Genomic DNA, 17,395 nt, shown 5'->3' on the forward strand with positions numbered 1-17,395 from the left:
AGTGTTAAGCCCACCTTAAGACCTGCCCGGCTACCCCTGTAACTGGGTGATAAAAAGGTGGTGGAGATGGGTGCGCAATCCAATGTGGCGCCAATCATCATCAAGAAGAAACGTGTGTCAGGTGGCGATGGTCACCATGGTGGCGCGTGGAAAGTCGCATATGCCGACTTTGTCACAGCCATGATGGCGTTCTTCATGTTGATGTGGCTGCTGAATGCAACAACGGAACAACAACGCAAAGGGCTTGCGGATTATTTCTCGCCGACCATTCCCATAAACCCGGTTTCGGGTGGCGGCGATGGGGCCTTTGGCGGCAATAACATGTTCTCTGAGGAAACTCTGGTCATGGACGGGACCGGCGCCAGCAAACGCAGCCCGACGCCCGCGCGACAAGCGCGTGGATCGGTTGGCGTCAGCTCGGACGGCGGCGGAAAAGAAACGGTCGAAGACTTTTCCTCACTGGAATCAGAGCTTATGGGGCGAACCGGCGAAAGCATGGTGTCCGACAAGGTCCTCAAACATATCGTCACCCGCGTGACGGATGAGGGTCTGGTGGTCGAACTCTTTGCCACCAAGGATCAACCTCTGTTCGAATCAGGGACGAACCAACCAACCAATATGCTGCGTGCTCTGACATTGTTGGTGGCCCGATCCTCTGATCTGGTGACAAATGACATGGCGGTCGGAGGGCATGTCGGTTCCTCGCCGGTGGTTCTGGCCAAAAACCCGGCCTGGGATTTGTCTACCTCGCGCGCTCAGCAAGTCCGCCAAATGCTGCAAGACAAGGGTGTTGCGCCGCTCAGGTTGGACCGCGTAACCGGCCATGCCGACCGAAAATTGTCGGATGAAAACCCGATGGCCGCACGCAACAACAGGATCGAGATCATCTTTCTGCGCGGCACCTGAGAATAAAAGGATAGACGGCATTTTACCTGTTAGCGCGCTGTTAAGGCCCAGCGCGTTAGCTGTTGCATCAAGATTTGACGCAACAGAAGGGCGTGCCAATGACAATTTCCTCTTCGCTGAACGCTGGCGTGGCCGCATTGAAGGCCAACGCAAACCGGCTGGCGACGATCTCGGACAATATCGCGAATTCATCAACCTTCGGGTATAAACGGGTGGAAACTGATTTCCATTCTATGGTCACCTCCGGCCAGGGCGGCAGCTATTCCGCTGGGGGCGTTCGCACCACCAGCCAACGCCTGATCGACCAGCGCGGTTCGCTGGTGACAACCAACAACTCCACCGACCTTGCGGTGCGTGGGCGCGGCATGATGCCGGTACGACCAAGTTCTCAGATCGCGGCCGGTTCGAATGAGATGTTGCTGACCACGACAGGGTCGTTCCGCACCAATGAAGAAGGATATCTGGTCACCGAATCAGGGCTTGTTCTGCTGGGTTGGCGTGCGAATGCGGATGGAACCATCCCTGCGGTTCCACGTGACACGCCTGCTGCGCTTGAACCCATTCAGCTCAGTGTTAATCAACTGTCGGGCGCGCCCACGACGCAGATGAATCTGCGCATGAACCTGCCCGCGACCGCTACGGATGCGGGTTCCCCTGGCGACATGCAGCCCTTGTCCGTTGAATATTTCGACAATCTGGGAAAATCCGAAAGCGTTGATATCGAACTTGTCCCTACAGTGCCGGCCACCGGCAGCAGTAACGAATGGACGATGATCATGCGCGATTCAGCCTCGGGCGGCGCCATTATCGGTGAATACACCCTGACCTTCACCGATAGCCGAACTGCGGGTGGCACGCTGGCCAGCGTAACTGCGGTCACCGGCGGTGCATATGACCCAGCTACCGGCAGCGTTATGGTGAACGTGGCCGGCGGCCCGATGGAGATCAATATAGGGGAAATCGGGGATGCCGACGGAATCACGCAACTGTCCGATACATTTGCACCAGTTTCGATCACGCGCGACGGTTCGGCGGTCGGCACCATGACCAGCGTTCAGGTTGACGAAAACGGGTATGTTTATGCGTTCTACGATACCGGCGTCAGCCGACGCATGTACCAAATCCCATTGGCGGATGTTCCGAACCCAAATGGACTGACCGCGCTGGACAGCCAGACCTATGCACCATCCCGGGAAAGCGGGACGTTCTTTCTGTGGAATGCGGGGGACGGGCCAACCGGCGACCTGGTTTCTTTTGCGCGCGAAGAATCCACTACCGATGTGGCGACCGAGCTGACCTCGATGATCCAGACACAGCGGGCTTACTCTTCCAGCGCAAAGGTTATCCAAACGGTGGATGAGATGCTTCAGGAAACAACCAATATCAAACGCTGATCAGGGTTTTGATTCAGGAAAGGGACCTGCAGAATGAATATGTCCACAGCATTGAACAACGCGTTGGGCGGCCTGACCGCCGCCAGTCGCGGTGCGGCGGTTGTGTCCGAAAATATCGCAAACGCATTGACGCCCGGCTACGCGCGCAGGTCTCTGGAACTGGCAACCAACACGATTTCCGGTCACGGCGTGCGTACCGTAGGTGTCATTCGTCATCAGGATCCCGTCCTCATGTCCAACCGTCGGGCCACGGATGCCGATCTGGCCTTTCACACCGCCATTTCGGACTTTCACACAAGGTTGGAATCTTTGGTAGGGTCCGCCGATGATCCCGCATCGCTTTCGGTTCGGCTGGCTGATTTCGACAGCAGCCTGTTAACAGCGGCAAGCCTGCCGGATTCCAGTGAACGACTGGACCAGGTCGCGCGCACGGCTCAGGATCTGGCACGCGGTCTGAACGAAGCCTCTGAAGGGTTGCGTCAGATGCGATCCAACGCGGACCGGTCCATCGGCAAACAGGTCGACACCCTGAATCAGACCCTCAAGGATATTGAAGAGCTGAATGCCAAGATCCCGGCCATTAAGTATTCCGGCGCCGATATTGGTGGGCTACTGGATCAACGACAGGTCCTGATTGATCAGGTCAACGAACTGGTTCCTGTAAATGTGATTCAAAGGGACAATGATCAGGTCTCGCTTTATTCTGATGGCGGCTTGATATTGCTGGAAAACACTGCGGCCGAGTTCTCCTTTTCGACAACCGGCGACACCAAGCCCCATATGACCCTGGCAAACGGGTTGTTGTCCGGGCTTGAGATGAACGGAAACCCTGTCCGTACCAGTGGCGATTTCGCCCAAATTCGCGGCGGTGCATTGATGGCCCAATTCCAGATTCGGGATGAAATCGCGGTTGAGGCTCAGGTCGATCTGGATGCTGTTGCGCGCGATCTTATCGAAAGGTTCGAAACGCCGGGGCTGGATCCGACCGCGCTGGCCACTGATCCGGGCGTTTTCACCGATGATGGCAGCCGGTTTGATCCGGCATCGGTGACGGGATTGGCCTCGCGCATCAGCTTGAACGCAATCGTCGACCCGGACGCCGGAGGAGACAGCTGGAAACTTCGCGCCGGGCTGGGTGCGACCGCCCCCGGCAGCGCCGGAGATGCCAGCCAGCTGCGCGTCTTCAGCTCAACTCTGAACGACGAACGCCCTGTTGCCGGCGCTGTTTTCGGGGCCGGAAACATGCGCGCCGCAGACATCTCCGAGGCGTTGCTGTCACGGATTGGGTCGGACGCACATGTGGCCGATGGGCGGCGGATGTTTGCAAACAGCGCCAATCTGGAAATGACGGCCATTGAGGCCGAACAGGGCGTCGATACCGATCAGGAATTGCAGCGGCTAATGCAAATCGAACAAGCCTATGCGGCAAATGCCAGACTGGTTTCGGTCGTCGATGAACTTATGGACACGTTGTTGAGGCTGTGATGATGAATGTAACCTCTATGGGCGACCTCGCGCGCGGATTGACCCTGAAATCGCGGGCGACTGATATCAAAAATCAGATCGAAACCCTGTCTTATGAGATGTCTTCAGGCAAAGTGCAGGATGTCTCCGGCCATCTGGACGGGGATTATTCCTATCTTCTGGATATGGATCGCAACCTGTCGCGCCTGGATGCCTTTCAGGTAGCCACAGCCGAAGCCGGTCTGTTCACCGACGCCATGCAGCTTAGCCTGACGACGGTCAACGACGCGGTGGGGCGCCTGACGTCATCCTTACTGGCATATGGGACCTCCAATCAGGCGGTCACGCATGAGCATGCCTCTGTCCAGGCCAGAAATGAGCTGGATACGGTCATGTCGGCATTGAACACCCGTGCGGGTGGCCGAAGCCTGTTTTCCGGCGTGGATACTGATGTGTCGCCTCTGGCATCTGCGGATACCTTGTTGACCGCGTTAGAGGCTGAGTTGACGGGGCTGACAACACTCACGGACATCACACAAGCTGCGGAAGACTGGTTCAATGATCCTGCGGGTTTCGATGCGGTTATCTATCAGGGTGCAGACACAACTCTGGCACCGATGAGCATTTCGGAGAATGAAAGTGTCTCTATTCCGATCACTGCGACCGATCCGACGCTCAAAGCCGCGTTGCGGGACATCGCCGTCGCCGCTCTGGTTTCGGACGATAATCTGGGACTGCCCAATGATCTGCGTACGTCCCTATTCACCCAGCTGGGGGTCGAGCTTGCCAATACGCAGGACGGCACAGTGAACCTGCGGGCGGATGTTGGTTCGGCGGAGGCCCGGATTGAACAAGCCGCCACGCGCAACGCGGCGGCGCGTACCAGCCTGGATTACAGCCGAAACTCTCTGATCGCCGCGGACCCGTATCAAACCGCAGCGCAACTGCAGACTGTCCAATTTCAATTGGAAAGCCTGTATTCTGTCACCGTTCGCAACGCGAACCTATCGTTGGTGAATTTCCTGAGATGAGATTACTTGCCATTCTCCTGATCCTGCTTCCGAGCCTGTCTTTTGCCGGGGCAGTCCGCTTGAAGGACCTTGTCGATTTTGACGGGGTACGCGGCAATGACCTTGTTGGCTATGGTCTTGTGGTCGGATTGAATGGAACCGGCGATGGGCTCAGGAATTCTCCGTTCACCGAAGAGATCATGTCCAATATTCTGGAACGGCTTGGTGTGAACGTGAATGGTGAGGATTTTCGCCCCAAGAACGTCGCCGCTGTTCTTGTGACGGCCAGCCTACCCCCCTTTTCGCGGGTTGGTGGACAGATCGACGTCACCGTTTCGGCAATCGGCGATTCCAAAAGCTTGCTGGGCGGGACGCTTATCATGACACCGCTGAATGCGGCAGATGGTCAGATCTATGCGGTGGCGCAGGGGACGGTCCTTGCCGGTGGCGCCGTTGCCGAAGGCGATGCGGCTTCGGTCACTCAAGGGGTTCCGACATCCGGCGTGATCCCCTCCGGGGCACGGGTCGAACGTGAAATCGACTTTGAGCTTTCCGATCTGACCCAAATGCGCCTGGCCCTGCGTGAACCGGATTTCACAACCGCCGGTCGGATCGAGCAGGCAATCAATACCGAATTCAACCGAGCCGTAGCGATCATGCGCGATTCCGGGACGGTCGAGCTGAATATTGCAGCGACACAGGCGATCTCGACAGCGCATGCGCTTGGGCGCATTGAAAATATCCTAGTAGAGCCAGAAACAAAGGCGCGAGTAGTAGTCGATCAGCGTTCGGGCACGATTGTCATGGGTCAGGAAGTGCGGATCTCACGCGTGGCAGTCTCGCAGGGCAACCTGACACTGACGGTCGAAGAGGCCCCTATCGCGGTTCAGCCAAACCCGTTCGCACGAGGCGAAACCGTCGTGGTTCCGCGTACCGTAGCCGGTATCGAAGAAGAGGAAGGCACCGGTTTGGCGGAAATTCCCGAGGCCACGACCTTGTCCGAAGTCGTCGCAGGGCTAAACGCTTTGGGTGTCTCACCCCGCGACATGATCGACATCCTGAAAACGATCAAAGCGGCCGGAGCATTACACGCCGAGTTCATCGTTCGATGAAGGGCTATCCCGGCGGTAGGCGCACAGCCCCAAGACCCGCCGGGAATTCACGTCACTTTGATTTCCAACTGTCCAACCATTTGCGGAATCGGTTGCGATGCTCACCGATGGCGTCGCCGGTTGCATACAACCCATCCTCGACACTCTCGATCATCGGATCGATCCGCGCCTGGCGGAACCTGCGCCAGCGCACCCAGATTGCCCAGACAATCGCAAAGAAGACCGTCAGGAAGACGATGTTGAACCAAGGGATCAGACGCGCATCCGGACCATCGACATGTTTGATAAAGACAGCGTTGGGAAAGATCGACATGAACTCATTCCGCCAGCCATAATGCGTCACGGCAACCCAGTCCGGGTCGTTTTTGTCCGAGATCGCGTCATTGGCTTCGGTATACAAATTGGCAGTGTCGAATTTGAAATAGGGCGGCCAACCCCAGCTGGTATCTTCGTTGCGATACACAATCGGTTTGCCATTGGCACGTACGGCCTGAATGAACTGTACATCCCGGTTCGACAGACTGGCCGACTGATCATCGGGCTCGGACCAGAAGATCCGGGTCCAGTCGTTCAGGTCCTGCCGTTCTTCATAGGTGTTGACGATCCGAACCACATCCCGTTGCGGCAGAGAATACTGAAGGATTACGGCGACCGTTCCCCAGAAAATCAGAATGAATGCCCATTTCAAATAGGCCATGCTTTACCTCTCACATGTAGTTCACAATGTAGATCAGCGACCCGATCGCTACCCAAGGCACAACATAGACACCCAGGATCAATTTGCGCCGGAACGAATTGTCATAGACGTGCAGCCCCCGTGCGACAAAGGCTGCCTTGTCTCCGGTTTTGCCCTTTTCGTCCCACCAATGCTCTAGCCTGCGGCGACGCACACTGCGTGAATACAGCGATAGGGCAAAATAGGCCACGGTCTGGATGACCAGCAGGATCAGAAACAGGCGCATCGCTCCGAACATTTCAATCCTTTCCTAATGCGCCCCAGGGCCCAACGCGGGCGATAACAGTTTCGCTGATCCTGTCTCGACCGCTCATATCCGGCTCATGTCCGAACAGGGCAGCGCGGGCACCCGCCTTGTCCACCTGATACTCACGCGCGAGGAAATCAGCAACATAGGCCTTCTTGGCCTCGGACCAGGATTTGTAGGTGCTATAGAACAGCTCTTTGTGGCAGATGAACATCTGGCGCGGGTCCAGTGGGGCCAATTCGGCCAGCAGCATGTTCACCAGATCACGGTTCGGCGTATCGGCGGCCCGTAGCGTATAGAAATACGCCGAATGATCCGAGGTGATCCGGGGCCACCGCCCGCCATCCGTCGCCCAACGCAATAGCTGCGCCAGCCCATGATAGGCCTCTGGCAACCGATCCGCGTGGGTGCGCGCCAGCCGACGCATATCACTGCGGTTCAGGCCAGTCAGATCGACCCCGGCATCAGCGGCCGCGTCGACGGTCAGGAAGTCCATCTTTTGCTGCAGGATCGCAGCAGCATCCACGCCGCGCGCCTTGACGATGGGTTCGACCAGGTCGTTATAGTCCAGAAACTTGGCGATCTGGTTCCGCTGCGACGGGTCAAACGTGTATTTGATGTTCAGATCGTCGGGCTTTTCGCCCATGCAGATCGCCGCCGGGTGATCCATGTCTGGAAACAGATACAGCCCGCCGAAATGCGCGGTCCAGAAATTACGCTGTTCAAAGGCAGTGTGGCGCAGGTGGACCGGGTTGCGGGTGACGTCGCCGGTTTCCTTGGCCGTCTCAATCATCTTGGCGATCAGCACGTCGTCGAACCAGGCATCCTCTTCCGTTTTGAACTGCTCAACCATGCCCGCCAGTTGCTGAGCCTTGCGTAGGGTGCCGCCAGCAGTGTCCGCCTCAATCTCGATCTTCTGGATGTTGAACAGGTCACGCGGGGTGCTGAGTTTGATGACCGAGTTCACCAGCTCTCCGGCCACCGCATCGGTGGCGGTCAGGGCAAACAGCTGCGCCTCGTTCATCTCGATAAATTCCCGCAGAATATCGCGCGAGGTCGAGAATTTGACGTTCAGCAAAGGCGCGCGTTTCTGCTCGGTCGTCAGCAGAATGAACTGCCGGTTGACCCCGTTGGGGTTGAGGTAGAGCTCGTCCTCCAGCTCAATCCCCACCTCTGGCGAGTAGCCGGAGATATCGACATGGAAATCCGTCAGTTCCGTGGTCTTGCCCGCCAGATGCTGCAACGCGCGGTTATACCGCTCGACCAGAGCCGGGCTGGAGATGTGGACGAGATTGCCAAACATCAGGCCTTTTTCGATGAGGCGGATCATGAAGCGAGCCTTTGTTCAGTTGGCAACCATTCGATTGATGACAGATAGAAATCCATCATGATGCAGCGCTGTTTTCAACGAAAGCCACTTTAAGCCTTCGTACCAAACCAAAAAAAGTCACTGGAATCCAAATAAGTATCGCCCAAACGGACCAACCGAATTTTTCCAGAATCGGACAAGGTAAGCCGCTTGTGAGGGGGTCGCCACAAGTTTCCGAGACAGCGAAACCCGTTGCATAAAGAAGAGCGATAACCGTCAATACAGACATTAGCGAGATCGTGATCACGACATCGACTACCAATGCCAAAAGAATATGTAGTCTTTCGAGCGGCTTGAGCCAAAAGAGAGACACGCAAATATAGCTCAATAGAGAAAGTACTAATAAAGCAACGAAGTAGGGTAAGAAAAAGCTCCAAAAGCTCACACCTTCCCCTCCAGATACCGCCGCTTGGCCTCTTCCATCCGGCCCATCTCGCGGACGGCGTTTTCGATGGCGACCTCGTCGCTCTTATCGGCATAGCGGAACTCGCTGTCGGCGTAGCGGTTGATCTCTTGGATCACCATCTCGACGGTGATCGGCTGGCGCAGGTCCTCGATCATGGCTTTCTTGGCGTCGTAGTCGCGGAACAGGAACAGGTCGGGGTTTTCCATCCATTCGTCGGGCAACTCAAAGTCCATCGCGCGGACCTTGACCGCGTCGGTGATGTTCTTGATCGCGCGGCCGGTAAAGCGCTCGTCCGCCTGTTGGATCGCCTTCAGATACGCCCCCATCTTGGCAATCGTATCCATCTGGCCGATCTGTCCCTGAACCCGGTCATAGACCTGCAGCAGAGCATCCTCATGCGGGCGGGAATGGCTTTCGAAACTGGCGGCGACGGCCTTTTTGATTTCCTGCGCGGCATAGGCTTCGTGCTCGCCCAGCGGGATGTCGTGGTTGCGGCCCATCAGCAGGTGCAGGATGTCGATGTAGTCCTCACGCGTTTGCGGCCCGTCCACCAGGAACCGCGCGCCGGCCCGCTGACGCAGGGCGTCGTCCACATTCTCGGGGTAGTTCGAGAACATGCCAAAGGTGCAGTTGCCGCGCACAACGGTATTGGCGCCCGCAAAGCTCTCCATCAGCACGGCGGTGATTTCCAGCTGCCCGGCTGACGACTGCCGGTCGCCGCGTTTGCCCGCCAGCTGGTCGATGTCGTCGATGGTGCCAAAACCGATGACCGAGGGGTCGATGATCGTGTTGATAAAGGCCTTGGCGTTCTGGCCGGATTTGCCCTGATAGCTGTCGATATTGTCGGTGCTCAGGTTCTGATAGCGGAACGGGTAGCCCGCGTTCTGGCAGTAATCGTTGATCAGCCCGGCCATCATCTGGATCAGGGTGGTTTTACCAGTGCCCGGTTTGCCGTCACCCATGAAGGTAAAGATGAACCCGCCAAGCTCGGCAAACGGGTTCAGGCGGCGGTCGAAATCATAGGCCATCACCATCTTGGCCAGCTTCATCGCCTGATATTTGGCGATATGGTTGCCAACCACCTCGTTCGGTTTTTTGAACGTCATGGTGAGGGTGGTGGATTTCGCTTTTGACGCCGGCTCAAAACCCCGAATGGTCAGATCGTCGGCCTCAATATGCCAGGCGGCGTTCTGGAACGGGGCCAGGTGTCCTGCGGATTGCGCGCGCAGGGCGGCCTTGTCCATCAGCTGCTCGGCATAGGCGCTGGTGGCCGCGATCAAATGCGCATCATCGGGCGCGTGTTTGGCGAGGGTTTGGTCCAGCTCCCACAGCGCGCCGTGCAGGGCGAGCTGGCCATTGTCGGTCAGAACTTCTTCGATTTCCCCGACATCAACTGTGGTCTCGCCCAGATGTGAGGACATCAAATAGGCCAGTGCATTGCCGAAACTGTGCGAGGTGATCAGCGCCTCGGCCGTCAGCAGTTCCGAAAACTCAGTTTTTCGCGCTGCAGGCAGGTCTCCGGCCAGATTGGCGCGTTTGAGATCAGCCAGCGGGGTCTGTTCGGCATAGGCTTCAGACACCGCCAGAGCGATGGCGATCGCGCGGCGAATGGCCTGTTGTGTGGTGGCCTGCGGGGGTGAAACCAGCGTATCGCCGTCATCTGACGCCTCGATCCGTTCCACCAGATGCACCCCGTCGGCCCGCACGGTCCGCCGTGTCACCAAACCTGGCGTGGTGGACCGAAACCGCCGACCTGTGGAGACGCCCGGCGACCTCTCAACCGCGGCCTCAACCGCTTTGGCAATCCGCGGCGCGTGCTCGAACCCGTTCAGCAAGGCGGTGGCCGCGGTGTAGTGCTTGCGAATATCGTCTTCGCGCAATTCCATCTGGTCTGACGTCAAACTCATCTCAAAATCGCCTTTACTGTCTTCAATATCTCAACACCTGCCCGGTCTTGCTGACGACGAACTTGCGCACGTCGGCAAAACCCGGCGGGTTGCGCTCGGCCAGTACCTGGAACGGGCGCTGGGGCAGAATGATCGAGCGCTCGGTTTGCGTCGCCCCCGTCTCGGCCCCCTGCCCGCCGAATGGGTCCAGCGCAAAGACCTCGCGGTCTACGGTCCCGAACCAGCCCGAGCGTTCCTGAATCACATCCTCGCTTCGCAGCGCTTCAGTGGTCCAGGCCAAGGCCCAATCCTGACCCGCAGGGGATTTCGCATCCTCCAGCACCTGCCGCAGCGGGCCGGATTGCTCGGTAAAGGCCGAGGAATACATTGGCCCCACATGAATGCGGCGCAGGTGTTTGGGATGCAGGTCGTCGAAATCCTGATCAAAGCCTTTGGCAATGGTCACCAGTTTCAACCCACCCAAGGATTGCGCCATCAGATGCGCCTGCACTTCGGGCCAGCGGCGTTGATCTTTGGGCAGGGCCGTGCGCCCCGAATCCTCCAACTCCATCAGGTAGATGACCGGCAGGTTGATCTGGCTGTCGTACACGGCCCAGTGGATCAGGAACCTGCGCCGCTCGCCCTCATTGCCAATCCAGTGACATTCGGGATCGTTACGGGCCCAGAAAAGCTCACCCTTCAGCAATTCCTCGTAATAGAGCCTTTGGGACAGCGCGAATTGCAGCTTGGTCGGGATTTCCCGGTCGCTGATAATGGTGCGCACCATGTCGGTTTTCAGCTCATCCTCGGACGGCATATTCGCAAGATGCACCTGCGCCTGCTGCGCGTCATTGGCCATGGTCAGCAACTCAGCCGCCACCGGAAACCCGCTGTCGCGCTTGTCCATGGCGAGGCTGCCAAAGAACCGCCCCGTATCGCGCCCGACCAGCAGGTATTTCATGCTGAGCGCACGGAAGGTATAGAGCAGCCCCGAGAGATAGCGCGACACAATGCGCACCTCTTGTTTGGAAATCGCGCCCTCAGCCTCCATCGTCGCGGCCACGCGCAGGAGGTGAACGGTGATCACCTCGAATTTGCGGAAATAGCGACGCGAGGCGAACGTGTCGGTCAGGCCGACGTGGTCTTGGGTGGGGTTAAGGTCACTCATTCACGTTTGCCTGCGATTGACGCTTCTGTTTTCTTAATAGAACGAGAGCCCACATTACGGCCACGACGCCCGCCAGCATACTGGGAGTGCCCAGCAAAAACGCCAAATGGTAGGATACACGAGCTATGAACATTCCAAAGCTGCCCTGTGCAAACAAAAGCCCGGACAAAAACGCCGCCAAAATAGGCCAAAAAATCATCGCTATACCGAACCAGAGTATTCTGAAGCCGACGACCTTGGGTCTTTGTTGAATTTGTTCAGTCAACGGTTCCGTTCCACAAACGATGAGCCGAATGAGAAAGGCTGGCGACCACAAGAACGACGACCACCCATCCAAACGGTCCGCCTAGAACGGCGTACATCACTGAGAACACAAGCCAGAAACTGCCGAGAACGATCCACCAAAACCAGTTCTCTGGAGCCACCAGAAATGTAAAAAACTCCAGCAGTTCCAAGATCAACCCCCATACAAATTCTTATCATGCTTCTCGACAATCGACGCAAACCGGCGGGCAAAGCGTTCATCCGCCTTGGCCTTTTTCTCCAGCACGTCGCGGGCAAAGACCATGTGGTCCTCATGCGCCTCGAGCATGTCGGCCATTTTCTGGTTGGTCGCGGTGCCGATCGAGGCCATGGCGGTTTGCGCCTCTTGGTCGGTCTGCACGCCGATCTCGTTGATGCGGTGGGCCACGTCCTGCTGCTGCGCGGTTTTCAGCGATTTGGTCAGGGCGTCATACAGCACCACGCGCTGTTGGGTGTCTGTCTGCAGCTTGTTGATTAGCACCATCTGCGTCGCCGCCTGGTTCTGCAGGGAATCGACCCAAGTCTTGCCCTTTTCGATATAGCGCTCCAGCGTTTGGGATTTGGCCAGCTTGACCTGCTCTTCCTGAACCTTGGCGTTGTATTGCTTGTTCAGCTCAGCCAGTTCGGTCTCAAGCTGGGTGCGCGCGGCGGCGTCCTGTTCGACGCTGATCTTGTTCTCCAGCGTGATGATCGTCGGATCCATGCCCTGAATTTCAGCGCGCAGTGCCTCCAGCTCGGCCACGGTCGCCTCGCGGTCGTCCAATGTACCGGTCAGGTTGTTTTCAACCTTCACGCGCTGCTCTTCCAGCACCGACAGCTGCCCTTCCAGCAGTTTCACGATCACGTCGGATTTGGCGATCAGGTCCTGCAGCTTGTCGTCGATACTGGCGGTGCGCATCCGCTCCTGCCGCATCGATTCAGATTTACCCTTCGAGAAGATGCCAACAAACGTCTCCCACCCGGATTTTGAGCGCATCTCGTCAAAATCCTTAGAGAATGCGCTGGTGACGTCATCCAGACCCATGATCAGCTCGGCGATATTGGCGTTCATGACTTCGGTATGGGCGTGCACATCTTCCAAAGTGGCGTTTTCGATATCGATATCCGCCTCGGCCGTACCGATCTTGGCCCGCGCCGCCTCAATCCGCGAGGTCAGCCCTTGGATCTGCGACTGGCTTTCGCGCACTTTCGTCTGTGTTTCTTCAATCAACGCTTCGAATTGCTGGTTCGACATCTCTGCTGTCCCCTGTTTTCTTTATTTACCCAATAAGATAGGGAATGTTATGTTTATTTACATCCCCTTGAGCCCTCAAATCACCGAGACTTTTACAATTTCGTATCGAAAAAGATAGGCCACGCAGGCGAGATATCTGCGCTCTGCAACGATGAATTTGATCAAATCTGGATTGATCCTGCCCGCCGAGTGGACATAGACAAATGCGACGCCACCTGTTTGGGTGCGCGCAAACCCTTTTCTGCCGGAGTCCGACCCATGCTGGATACTACGACCGACCTGAAATCCATTCTGAAAAACCCCGATCTGCTGGTGACCAAGGCCTATATCGGCGGCCAGTGGGTCGATGGTGACAATGGGACGTTTTCCGTCACCAACCCAGCGCGGGGCGATGTGATCGCCGAGGTCGCCGATCTGAGCCGTGCACAGGTTGCAGGTGCCATCGCTCAGGCTGAGGCCGCGCAAAAGGAATGGGCCAAGCTGACCGGCAAGGAACGCGCCGTGATCCTGCGCCGCTGGTACGATCTGATGATGGAAAACGCCGAGGATCTGGGCAAGATTCTGACCGCCGAACAGGGCAAGCCGCTGGCCGAAGCCGTGGGTGAGATCGGCTATGGTGCCTCGTTCATCGAGTTTTTCGGCGAAGAGGCCAAGCGCATCTATGGCGAGACTATTCCAGGTCATCAGCGCGACAAACGCATCATGGTGCTGAAACAGCCCATCGGCGTTGCGGCCTCGATCACGCCGTGGAACTTTCCCAACGCGATGATCACCCGTAAGGCCGGGCCAGCGCTGGCCGCCGGGTGTGCCTTTGTCGCCCGCCCTGCCGCCGAGACTCCCTTGTCCGCGCTGGTTCTGGGCGCATTGGCCGAACAGGCGGGCATTCCGGCTGGTGTATTCAACGTCGTGCCCTCATCCCGCGCCAGCGAGATCGGCAAGGAGTTCTGCGAGAACCCCGGCGTGCGCAAGCTGACCTTTACCGGCTCGACCGAGGTGGGGCGCATCCTGCTGCGGCAGGCCTCGGAACAAGTGATGAAATGCTCGATGGAGCTGGGCGGCAACGCGCCGTTCATCGTGTTTGACGATGCCGATCTGGATGCCGCCGTCGAAGGCGCGATGATGTGCAAGTTCCGCAATAACGGCCAGACCTGTGTCTGCGCCAACCGCATCTATGTGCAGGCCGGTGTCTATGACGCGTTTGCTGCCAAGTTGAAGGCCGCGGTCGAGGCTCTGAACGTCGGCGACGGCCTGAACGAAGGCATCACCACCGGACCGCTGATCAATGATGACGCCGTTGCCAAGGTGCAAGAACACATCAAAGACGTAACCGGCAAAGGCGGCGCGATCCTGACCGGTGGCCTGCCGCACGATCTGGGCGGCACCTTCTTTGAGCCGACCATTGTCACCGGTGTGACGCAGGACATGCTAGTGGCGCAGGACGAAACCTTTGGCCCGCTGGCACCGCTGTTCAAGTTCGAGGATGAAGACGACGTGATCGCCATGGCCAATGATACGATCTTTGGTCTGGCCTCGTATTTCTATGCCAAAGATCTCAGCCGCGTTTACAAAGTGGCCGAGGCGCTGGAATACGGGATCGTTGGCGTGAATACAGGCATCATCTCAACCGAGTTAGGCCCGTTCGGCGGCGTCAAACAATCCGGCTTGGGCCGCGAAGGCAGCCATCATGGCATGGAAGACTATCTGGAGATGAAATACATCTGCCTGTCGGTCTGATCCGCCCAAACCTTCGCTGTACAGCTGGCCGTAAAGGCAACGCCCCGCGTCTGGAGGAACGCGGGGCGCATGGTGCGGTAATCCAGAGAGGAACGATTACCGCGGCGTGGTGACTGACTGCCTCAGTTTACGGCTTTGGCGTCAACCACATCCTTTTCGATGGCCTTGCTGGACGAAATCTCGATCCGGCGGGCTTTCAGGGCTTCGGGCACTTCGCGCTTGAGATCGATATTCAGCATGCCGTTCTCATGGCTGGCACCGGTGACACGAACGTGGTCGGCAAGGGCAAAACGGCGCTCGAACGCGCGGGTGGCGATACCGCGGTGCAGATAGCTGCGATCTTTGTCTTCCGCAGTTTTCTTACCGGCGACGACCAACGAATTCTCTTTCACTTCGACCGAAAGATCGGCCTCGGAAAAACCGGCAACAGCAACCGAGATACGATAGGTGTCGGCATCGGTTTTTTCGATGTTGTAGGGCGGATAGCTGGGTTGAGCCACATCATTGGTCAGAACGCGATCCATCATGTCAGCGATCTGGTCAAAACCTACGGTGGCGCGGTGCAGCGGTGCAAAGTCAAATGTACGCATATGTCGTATCCTCATGTTTGAGCGATGAACGTAATGCCCTCCGATCGGACGGGCGTTCGATTATCTCAGGCCCCGTTTGCGGCGACCCGATACATTTGACATGGGAAACGTTCTGGCCGAGTTCAACCCCCTCCGGAGCTGATGAATTTCGCACCGGTATCCGACTTGCCTGATCCCACCTGCAATCGCTTTATTGTCGCCTTTGGTTTAGGGGCATCCCGGCGCAGAGTCGCCTTCAGATCGGCCACAATTTCCTGCAATTCCATACCGAATCCCACTTTCTGCCGACCATCCGTACCAACTGCAGAGACTACTGAAAGTATTTGCCAGCGCGGACCTTTTCGCGCCAACAGGGCCGAACCCGAGGACCCAAAGGTAATGTCGCAGTTGAATGTGATCAGGCCCTGAAAGCGCTGCAGGATTTTACAGGACCGTTCCCGCGTAATCGCATTCGATCGGCCCCGACCATACGATGCAAGACTGACCTCATCCCCCGCCACGCGCCCGTTATGCAACGCAAAGGGATCGGCCACGGAATAGGGGATCGGTTGATCCAGCCGCATCAACGCGACATCAACGCGCACGGCATCGGGCGACAGTTGAGCGAAACGTGTGTAATCCGGATGTGCCGCGATCTGCACCACCTTGCGATCTGCCAACGCAGTTCCGTCGCTTAGCCCTGCCCGAAAGGTTACCTGCCCCGGCCCATAGGGTTGACCGGTTCTTTTGTCCAAGGCGCAATGGGCCGCGGTCAGTACCAGATCCTGTGCGATCAACGTACCCGTACAAAACCCCTCGGCGCCGATATCCAGGCGGCCGACGGCCTCCCAGCCATATAGGTCATCGCGGTCGGTGAGTTTGCGTTTTGCACTTTGCGCCTGGGACATCGTTGTCATCATAGCCAGGCATAAAAACAGGCTTGCCCAAAATCGCATCATGGCCGGACGAACCTGGCGCCAATATGACGGCTTGCCGAATCGCCGGTTTCCGAGCCGCTGAATCCGCGCCCGGCGGACAGTTCACTCCGCAGCAAAGGCAGCGAAACCTCGACTGCGGTACCTATGGCCACAGGCTCGCCATTGAATTCCGCCTTGGCCGCCACGACCGAGACGATCCGTGGTCTTTCGCCCTCGAACGCAAATACCGGGGCGCCGGAGGATCCAAACTCGACATCACAGGACAGGACAAGAACCTCGGAAACGCCGGTCACGACCGAGCAGACCTCCTGCAATGATGGCGCCTCGGCGCGGTCCTTCGCATAGGACACAACCCCAACTTCCTGTCCGCGAACGGGCCGATCGCCGGTATCAAATGGAATGACCGAGGTACTGCGGATTGGCTGCCATAGCTCGATCAGCGCAATATCGCTACCGATCCGGTTGGTCGGGGTTTCGTCGTCGTAAAAGTAATCGGGGTGAATCACCGCCCTGCGCGCCGCACGATAGGCTGATGCCCGACCCAGACGCCAGGCGGCAAGAAACTCGACCTTAGACAGGTCAATACGTTGGCCTGTGGCCTTATCATAAAGACAATGCGCTGCCGTCAGCACCTGGTTCTGCGCAATCAGCGTCGCGGTGCAGAATGCTTCGCCGTCAATATTCAAGCGCCCGACAGCCATCCAGGCCCGCCCGGCATCGGTGGTGTCCAGACTTTTCAGCCCGCTATCCTGCGCCGTTGCAGCCATCGGTATGAGTGCCAGCGCCAAAGCCTTGATCCAGTTTCTCAAGCGGTTCTCCGGCGTTGCTTTCGGCATATGTTCATAGCTGTCAGGTACGGCGAAAATAGGGCATCGACAGTATGGCACGTTTCCCGTTCTATCTGATGCAGCCCTGCATC

18 protein-coding genes are annotated in these 17,395 nt (G+C 57.6%); 6 read left to right on the forward strand and 12 right to left on the reverse strand.

Annotated elements, in window-relative coordinates; all coding sequences use genetic code 11:
- Positions 1-66 precede the first annotated feature (66 nt).
- The 5 genes from AC2FJW_RS15070 to AC2FJW_RS15090 all read left to right on the forward strand — a co-directional run bounded on the left by AC2FJW_RS15070 (position 67) and on the right by AC2FJW_RS15090 (position 5,886).
- The gene (locus tag AC2FJW_RS15070) at positions 67-906 is read left to right on the forward strand and encodes a flagellar motor protein MotB (RefSeq protein ID WP_496697349.1); all 840 of its coding nucleotides are present in this window, start codon (positions 67-69) and stop codon (positions 904-906) included.
- Between the two features lie 98 nt (positions 907-1,004).
- Positions 1,005-2,300, forward strand: a complete 1,296-nt coding sequence (locus AC2FJW_RS15075) for a flagellar hook protein FlgE (protein ID WP_496694089.1) — start codon at positions 1,005-1,007, stop codon at positions 2,298-2,300.
- 33 nt (positions 2,301-2,333) lie between these two features.
- The gene (flgK, locus tag AC2FJW_RS15080; protein ID WP_496750511.1) at positions 2,334-3,785 is read left to right on the forward strand and encodes a flagellar hook-associated protein FlgK; all 1,452 of its coding nucleotides are present in this window, start codon (positions 2,334-2,336) and stop codon (positions 3,783-3,785) included.
- 2 nt (positions 3,786-3,787) lie between these two features.
- Positions 3,788-4,795 (forward strand): flagellin, encoded by a 1,008-nt coding sequence (locus tag AC2FJW_RS15085; protein WP_496750513.1) that lies wholly within the window; start codon positions 3,788-3,790, stop codon positions 4,793-4,795.
- Positions 4,792-5,886, forward strand: a complete 1,095-nt coding sequence (locus AC2FJW_RS15090) for a flagellar basal body P-ring protein FlgI (protein ID WP_496697345.1) — start codon at positions 4,792-4,794, stop codon at positions 5,884-5,886. Before AC2FJW_RS15085 ends, AC2FJW_RS15090 begins: the two co-directional genes overlap by 4 nt.
- A 52-nt stretch (positions 5,887-5,938) precedes the next feature.
- Here the strand turns inward: AC2FJW_RS15090 and AC2FJW_RS15095 are convergent, their stop codons facing one another.
- Genes AC2FJW_RS15095 through AC2FJW_RS15135 form a run of 9 tightly spaced genes read right to left on the reverse strand, consistent with a single transcriptional unit; the run spans position 5,939 to position 13,235 of the window.
- Positions 5,939-6,583: a DUF1523 family protein gene (locus AC2FJW_RS15095; protein WP_496689870.1), complete on the reverse strand. Its 645-nt coding sequence runs from the start codon at positions 6,581-6,583 to the stop codon at positions 5,939-5,941.
- A 10-nt stretch (positions 6,584-6,593) separates the two neighbouring features.
- Positions 6,594-6,860: a hypothetical protein gene (locus AC2FJW_RS15100; RefSeq protein ID WP_142638342.1), complete on the reverse strand. Its 267-nt coding sequence runs from the start codon at positions 6,858-6,860 to the stop codon at positions 6,594-6,596.
- 1 nt (position 6,861) lies between these two features.
- On the reverse strand, positions 6,862-8,199 hold the full coding sequence (locus tag AC2FJW_RS15105) for a DUF6638 family protein (RefSeq protein ID WP_496697343.1): 1,338 nt from the start codon (positions 8,197-8,199) through the stop codon (positions 6,862-6,864).
- Between the two features lie 55 nt (positions 8,200-8,254).
- Positions 8,255-8,623 (reverse strand): hypothetical protein, encoded by a 369-nt coding sequence (locus AC2FJW_RS15110; RefSeq protein ID WP_496697341.1) that lies wholly within the window; start codon positions 8,621-8,623, stop codon positions 8,255-8,257.
- Positions 8,620-10,551 carry an AAA family ATPase gene (locus AC2FJW_RS15115; protein ID WP_496750515.1) on the reverse strand — a complete coding sequence of 644 codons (1,932 nt, stop codon included), beginning with the start codon at positions 10,549-10,551 and terminating at the stop codon, positions 8,620-8,622. The genes AC2FJW_RS15110 and AC2FJW_RS15115 overlap by 4 nt, the downstream gene beginning before the upstream one ends.
- A 22-nt stretch (positions 10,552-10,573) precedes the next feature.
- Positions 10,574-11,698, reverse strand: a complete 1,125-nt coding sequence (locus AC2FJW_RS15120) for a hypothetical protein (protein ID WP_282022194.1) — start codon at positions 11,696-11,698, stop codon at positions 10,574-10,576.
- Positions 11,691-11,963: a hypothetical protein gene (locus tag AC2FJW_RS15125; RefSeq protein ID WP_282022195.1), complete on the reverse strand. Its 273-nt coding sequence runs from the start codon at positions 11,961-11,963 to the stop codon at positions 11,691-11,693. Before AC2FJW_RS15125 ends, AC2FJW_RS15120 begins: the two co-directional genes overlap by 8 nt.
- Positions 11,956-12,153 carry a hypothetical protein gene (locus tag AC2FJW_RS15130; protein ID WP_496750516.1) on the reverse strand — a complete coding sequence of 66 codons (198 nt, stop codon included), beginning with the start codon at positions 12,151-12,153 and terminating at the stop codon, positions 11,956-11,958. Before AC2FJW_RS15130 ends, AC2FJW_RS15125 begins: the two co-directional genes overlap by 8 nt.
- A gap of 2 nt (positions 12,154-12,155) precedes the next feature.
- Positions 12,156-13,235, reverse strand: a complete 1,080-nt coding sequence (locus AC2FJW_RS15135; protein ID WP_271950875.1) for a coiled-coil domain-containing protein — start codon at positions 13,233-13,235, stop codon at positions 12,156-12,158.
- A 258-nt stretch (positions 13,236-13,493) separates the two neighbouring features.
- On the opposite strand from AC2FJW_RS15135, the gene AC2FJW_RS15140 reads away from it, so the two are divergent.
- Positions 13,494-14,969, forward strand: coding sequence for an NAD-dependent succinate-semialdehyde dehydrogenase (locus AC2FJW_RS15140; RefSeq protein WP_496750518.1), 1,476 nt, complete (start codon positions 13,494-13,496; stop codon positions 14,967-14,969).
- A 122-nt stretch (positions 14,970-15,091) separates the two neighbouring features.
- Here AC2FJW_RS15140 and AC2FJW_RS15145 read toward each other — a convergent pair whose 3' ends face one another.
- The 3 genes from AC2FJW_RS15145 to AC2FJW_RS15155 all read right to left on the reverse strand — a co-directional run bounded on the left by AC2FJW_RS15145 (position 15,092) and on the right by AC2FJW_RS15155 (position 17,285).
- On the reverse strand, positions 15,092-15,559 hold the full coding sequence (locus AC2FJW_RS15145; RefSeq protein WP_496750520.1) for an Hsp20 family protein: 468 nt from the start codon (positions 15,557-15,559) through the stop codon (positions 15,092-15,094).
- 122 nt (positions 15,560-15,681) lie between these two features.
- Positions 15,682-16,455 (reverse strand): trypsin-like serine peptidase, encoded by a 774-nt coding sequence (locus AC2FJW_RS15150; RefSeq protein ID WP_496750522.1) that lies wholly within the window; start codon positions 16,453-16,455, stop codon positions 15,682-15,684.
- A 38-nt stretch (positions 16,456-16,493) separates the two neighbouring features.
- Positions 16,494-17,285 (reverse strand): trypsin-like serine peptidase, encoded by a 792-nt coding sequence (locus AC2FJW_RS15155; RefSeq protein WP_281973552.1) that lies wholly within the window; start codon positions 17,283-17,285, stop codon positions 16,494-16,496.
- Between the last annotated feature and the right edge of the window lie 110 nt (positions 17,286-17,395).

The organism is Ruegeria sp. CDSA020 (genome assembly GCF_059612345.1).